This is a genomic window from Ileibacterium valens, assembly GCF_001945525.1.
Taxonomy (GTDB): Bacteria; Bacillota_I; Bacilli_A; order Erysipelotrichales; family Erysipelotrichaceae; genus Ileibacterium; species Ileibacterium valens.
On the sequence record NZ_MPJW01000251.1, the window covers coordinates 1 to 5,840 of the forward strand.

At 43.7% G+C, this 5,840-nt stretch carries 4 protein-coding genes; 2 read left to right on the forward strand and 2 right to left on the reverse strand.

Going from position 1 to position 5,840, the window contains the following annotated elements:
- Positions 1-133: 133 nt before the first annotated feature.
- On the reverse strand, positions 134-1,102 hold the full coding sequence (locus BO222_RS11630; RefSeq protein ID WP_075820922.1) for a ketopantoate reductase family protein: 969 nt from the start codon (positions 1,100-1,102) through the stop codon (positions 134-136).
- 156 nt (positions 1,103-1,258) lie between these two features.
- Between BO222_RS11630 and BO222_RS11635 the strand changes: the two genes are divergently transcribed.
- The gene (locus tag BO222_RS11635; RefSeq protein ID WP_075820923.1) at positions 1,259-2,635 is read left to right on the forward strand and encodes an MATE family efflux transporter; all 1,377 of its coding nucleotides are present in this window, start codon (positions 1,259-1,261) and stop codon (positions 2,633-2,635) included.
- 371 nt (positions 2,636-3,006) lie between these two features.
- Positions 3,007-5,061, forward strand: coding sequence for a CHAP domain-containing protein (locus BO222_RS11640; protein WP_075820924.1), 2,055 nt, complete (start codon positions 3,007-3,009; stop codon positions 5,059-5,061).
- Positions 5,062-5,585: 524 nt separating this feature from the next.
- Here the strand turns inward: BO222_RS11640 and BO222_RS11645 are convergent.
- Positions 5,586-5,840, reverse strand: a 255-nt coding sequence (locus tag BO222_RS11645; RefSeq protein WP_075817320.1) for a transposase, incomplete at its 5' end; no start/stop codon positions are given.

Below are 5,840 nucleotides of genomic sequence, written 5' to 3' on the forward strand. Positions count from 1 at the left end.
TTATCGTATTCGTGAGGCTTGAAGCCGAAAAATGGCTGATTCCAGATAAAAATTTCTGGTAGATTCTGAACACCACGATGAAGTGCGGAGCAATTCGCGCTTCTATCTGCTTAACTTAATGACATTGCCATCTTTACATATTCTGGTTTTTTTCATCAATCGCCAGAATCCGGGCATACAGATCCTCTAAAACAGGAACATCGATTCCATGTTCATGCGCTAATGGCACGATGGTTCCCGCAAACAAAGAAAGCTCACTCACTCTGCCCGCTCTGACATCCTGAGCCATACTTGGCAAGGCATCATAGGCTAACTTTTTAATCGCATCTACCCACTTTCCAAGTTCTTCTGCCTTCAGATCAATGCCAGCCGCGATGGCGGTCTGCCTGACTTCTTCCATGGATTTCATAAACAGTTCAAACAGTTCAGGCTGATTCATCACATCGCCATAGCCTGCGTCATAAGCCGCACAGATTTCATTAATCGCACAGTTAAGCATCAGTTTATTCCACTGATCATAAAGAATATCCTCAGATAAAACATAGGGAAGATGACAGCGTTCAAAAAGCTCTCTGACTTTTTCCTGAGCTTCATGTTGGGATGGATCATCCGCGCCAAAGACCAGTTCTCCAGTCTGCGTGTGATTCATCTGATTGCCTGAGTAGACTGAATCCATCTTCTGGGCAATCGTTCGTAAAACGACATTCTCTGGAAATCGTCTGCGAAGATCGTCTTCAGAGACAATGCCATTAATAGCAGACATCAGGATAGTATTCTTATCCACAAAAGGAGCGATCTCCTCCATAACCATAGGCAGCGCACCATACTTTGAAGCGATGAGTATCAGATCTGCCTTTCCAAATTCTTCTTCCTTAGAAACATAAGGAAAGAAAACCGGTTTGCCATCAACAATTAACGGCTCATTTCGATAGCGATTAATCCGCTCTGGATCAGCCACAAAGGCAAAATTGACCTTTGCACTTTGATCATCATTTGTTCGATCCTCATTTAATGCATCATTCAGAATCAGGCCTTCTGTAATTCCTACACTTCCCCGCCCGGCAATCAGAACCTTTTTTATCGGTTTAAAACTGTTTTTCATATTCCATCTTTTCCTTTCATCGGCTAACTCTGAGCACTCTTTTCATGAATCATCTGGATTCAAAATGATCCAAAGTTCTTTCTTTAATCAATTCAGGCTTCAGAATCATCCAGGCCAATTGCATTCACTATTCAACTGTGGTACGAATTGCTTGCTATGAAAAACACGAATACCGCCAGCCTTCTGGCCGACTTAAGAGAAGGCAGAAATCTTTCTACACAGGTTCAAAGCCAGCTGATTCTGCTTTTAAGCGGCCCGGCCATTCTGGCTCAGCTTTCAGTCACCATCATGCAGCTGATCGATGCGGGTATGGCTGGATCTCTTGGAGCAGATGCAGCCGCAAGTATCGGCTTAGTTTCATCTTCAACCTGGCTGATTCACGGAAGCTGCACCGGAGCTGTCTATGGTTTTTCGGTTCAATGCGCCCAGGCCATTGGAGCTAAGGATAAAAACGCAGTCTGCCTGAGCCGGCAGGGATTATATCTGGTCTTAGCCATCGGGCTGCTGATTGGACTGCTTGGAATCCTGCTTTCACCCTACATTCCCGTATGGCTTGGCGGTGAATCGTCCATTCTGAGCGATTCAACAAAATACCTGGCCGTCTTTTGTCTCTCCCTGCCTTTCGTCCTTTTAAATTCCTGGGCCGTACAGATGCTGCAGTCAGCTGGAAACACAAGGCTTCCATCACTGATTCAGATCGTAATGTGTTTTCTGGATGTCCTGTTCAATTACCTCTTTATTTTTATCATGGATTTAGGGGTTATGGGGGCTGCATTCGGAACCTGCCTTGCGGAAGTTTGTTCTTCCCTGTTTCTGAGTTATCACGTCCTGTTCAAGGATCCCTTTTTAAAAGGTTCCCTTAAACCCCACTATACGAGAACATCTATTCGCAGAGCCTGGCAGATTGGACTTCCTGCTTCCATTGAACAGATCATTACCGGTTCATCTTATGTTATGTTTACCCGGATTGTTTCTTCCCTAGGTTCGATTTCCATTGCCGCAAACAGCTTTGCGATTACCGCCGAAAGTTTATGTTATATGCCCGGATATGGGTGTGCTGCAGCGGCCAGCGTAATTATTGGTCAGTGCTCCGGAGCAGGACGAATTGATCTTCAAAAGCAGATGGCCTGGCGCATCTGCCGGATCGGCGTGTTCATGATGACTCTTTCGGGAGTCGCCATGTTCATTTTAGCCCCGTACCTGATGGGAATGTTAACACCAGTCCCTGAAATCGCCCAGCTTGGCATCCAGGTACTGCGGATCGAAGCTTTTGCAGAACCGATGTATGGAGCCTCGATTGTCATCACTGGCATTCTCAGAGGAAAAGGCGATACCTTCTGGCCAGCCATTTTAAATCTGCTTTCCATATGGTGTGTCAGAATTCCGCTGGCTGCTTTGCTTAGTGTTCCACTTGGCTTATTTGGAGCCTGGATTGCGATGAATATTGAACTCAATTTCCGGGGTCTGATCTTTTTGATCCGCCTGAAAAAGACATTCTCAAAAGATTCCGGAATGAAAACAAATACAATGTAAAAAAGCAGATCATCGATTTGAGCATACTGACAGGAGCACAGTTTTTTTCGATGATCCGCTTTTCTCTTTCATGAAGCCTTCTGAAATTCTGAACCGCTCACACAAAATATTGTTTATCCGACCCCTGTTTTAGATTTAACTCCATCAGGTATTATCGGTCACATAAACCCGATTAAATCACGAATGCGATTTCAGTTTTATTACAGTCATATCTTTGTCACCTTATTTGACCATCTTTCACAATTTTTTTGCTTCATTTGTCATACATTGTTATTTTTTAGGCGACTCAGCCGCCTTTTCGGTATACAATAGAGCCTGTAAGTGTTCTCAATCGAGAGCCTTGGATAAGGAAAAGGAATAGGAAAAAAGAAATGCGTAAAAAACGAATTCTCTTCTGTACTGCCTTGCTTGCTGCAGCAACCAGTATTTCCGCTATTTCCCTTCCTGTCAGCGCACAGACCAGAAAGGAAATAACGAGTACAGACTCCATCAATAGCTGGAATATGGATGGTCCGGAGTCCCTCTTTGCTTATAAGTTTTATCTGACAAGCGATGCAGCGACTCAACAGCTCATCCTTCAGACCTGGCCGGATATCGCTGAAAGAGCCGTACGCTACAGCAATTCATTAACCTACGAGACCTGCTCACAGGATATTCTGAATCTGCTTTCCTGGCTTGCCCAGTATGATGGTCGAATCAATGTACCCACTGCTCCTCCGCCACCACCGGTCGTAGAGGAAGTACCGACTCCGGCACCTCCGGATACTCCAGAGCAGCCTGAAACTCCTGAACCGGAAAACCCGGATCCAGAAACTCCAGAAAAACCAGGCGACGATACCCAAAATCCTGAAAAACCGGATGACTCACAAAAACCAGATAGCCCAGAAAAGCCTGGTGAAAGTGATAAACCGGAAAACCCAGGAGACTCTGAAAAACCGGACAATCCGAACGATCCCGAAAAACCGGATGGTTCAGAAAAGCCGGAAAATCCTTCCAATCCTGAAAATCCCGACAATCCGGATGATGACGATAAGAAGGATGAAACAGACGATAACAAAAAACCTGAAGATGAAGGAAACAAACCTGGTACCTCTGAAGAAGAGGGTGGTGTAAAACCAGAAGGAGAAAATAAGCCTGTAGTTTCTGACAAAACAGAAGAAGATCAGATCAAGGACATCGAAGATAAAAAGACCGATGGTGAAATTGATCAGATCACACCTGCCTCTCAGGAAAACGCAGAATATGTCCCATTGACATTTGGCGGCTTCTCCTATCGAAGCAAGAACCGAAAGATCAAAGCTACTGAAATTGGCGGCTGGTATAATTCGGAACCTGACTTCAATAACGCGAGTGCCTGGAAAGGCAGCTCTTCAGCTTACAATACTCCAGGTCTCTGGGGACAATGCACCTGGTTTGCATGGGCCAGATTCTATGAAATCTACGGATTCAATCCAGGATTCACAGGAAACGGCAATGTTTGTGTCAATCAGCTTCTTGGAACTCACCCAGATAAATTTGAACGGGCAACCAAACCAAAAGCCGGTTCAGTATTCTCCAGTGATATGGCTCACAACCATGTCGGAATTGTTCTTGATGTCAATCCGATCACGGGAATGCTTCTGATTCAGGAAGGAAACCTCGATGGTGTTTCCAACCCGAACTGGAACGTGGCCATTCAGGACTACCGTACAGTAGAGCTTTCATTAAACGATCTGCGAGCTCTTTATGGCAACGTCGTCTTTGCCAATCCAATTGAAGGAAGAGTAAAAGCCGTCTCTCAGGCTGCCAAGCCAAAATTAAATGAAAGCACCATCGACGAGATTCAGGAAAAGATCGCCGACATTGTACCGGAAGATGAACCTGAAGAAATGGTTGAAGAACCAGTCGATGAAGCAGATAAAGAAATAAATGATGAAACAAACAATGAAAATGTCATCGAAAAGGATTCAGAAAACGATGATCAGACCATTGTTGAAGCAGAAGATAAAGAAGCAATCGACAAAGAAGCAGTCGACAAAGAAATGAACACAGAAAATTCTGAAGCAGAGGATCAGGAAAACAAGGATGATTCTAAAACCGATCAGGATAAAGATGAATCTGAAAGTTCCTCTGAATCTGTTAAGGAAGATTCTGAAGATTTAAAAGAAGATAAAGATAAAACTAAAGAAAACGGCGAAGATACGGATAAAGAAGATGCTGATCAGGATGACCCGGACAAGGAAGATTCTGATCATGGAGATGCCAGTGAAGACCAGGATCATGACGACACTTCCTCAAAGGCAGAAAATAAGACATCTTCAGACAGGGAAACCAGAAAGAAAGATTCCAGGTCATCCGCTCGAAAATCGTCTGCCCGAAATTCAAAACTTTTTCTAAAAACTGATCAAGTTCAAATACCTGACCATCGTTCATTGCTCAGGCGATAATAGATCGGCCATTGGGCCGGAATTTAAAACTTAACAGGCATCCTTCTCGCTCGAAGGATTTCCGCATAAACGGTTCTGATCCTTTATCCCCCAGGTTAGAAACGAACAGATGCATCCGCAAACTGACTCTTTTCGAAAGCAGAACAGAGGTTCTGCCCAGAAGGTTTCGATTCAGAGTCATAAGACAAGACTTGATATTTGTTTACAAATAGAACTCATTCGAATTTTATGTGACATTTTTAGCAGCCCTGGCAATCTTTATTTAAGAAAACCTTGCCGTTGATCATGCTCGTACGATTTAAAGCTTTAAAACTTATCTTATATTCAGACTTTTGCTTCAATCATCGTATCGAAAATAAGGGGCTGTTAAATTTCGACTGATTTTTCATCAGCGAGATTTACAGCCCCTTTTTCTATGCTTTTTATCTGATTCAATCCTGTTTTATGATGTGTTTTTCCGCTCAAGTCAATTTTTGAACGCACTGAAAAGAGCCAAAACTCAAAAAGACTGTTTATAATCTTTTTCAGATTTCGCTTTTCTGCTCCTTTAATTTTCCATAACGTTCGAGTTCTGGGCAACTCATCCGATTTCTGTTGTTTAATTTTCTGATATTGTGTCCCATGGCCACAATAAGCACCTCAAATTTTACGTTTTCCAGTCCCCGGCGTCTCAATCGGCTGTATCTGTAGTTTTCTTTAAGATCTCCGAAGGTTCCTTCCGCCTGAATGCTCCGGCTGACCATAATCTCATGTCCTGCATCTGAAGACATGTTCTCCCG

Bases quoted from the DNA above. Each gene is read 5' to 3' on its own strand.
- BO222_RS11635 (WP_075820923.1), top strand. From the start codon at position 1,259: ATGAAAAACACGAATACCGCCAGCCTTCTGGCCGACTTAAGAGAAGGC.
- BO222_RS11640 (WP_075820924.1), top strand. From the start codon at position 3,007: ATGCGTAAAAAACGAATTCTCTTCTGTACTGCCTTGCTTGCTGCAGCA.
- BO222_RS11630 (WP_075820922.1), bottom strand. From the start codon at position 1,102: ATGAAAAACAGTTTTAAACCGATAAAAAAGGTTCTGATTGCCGGGCGG.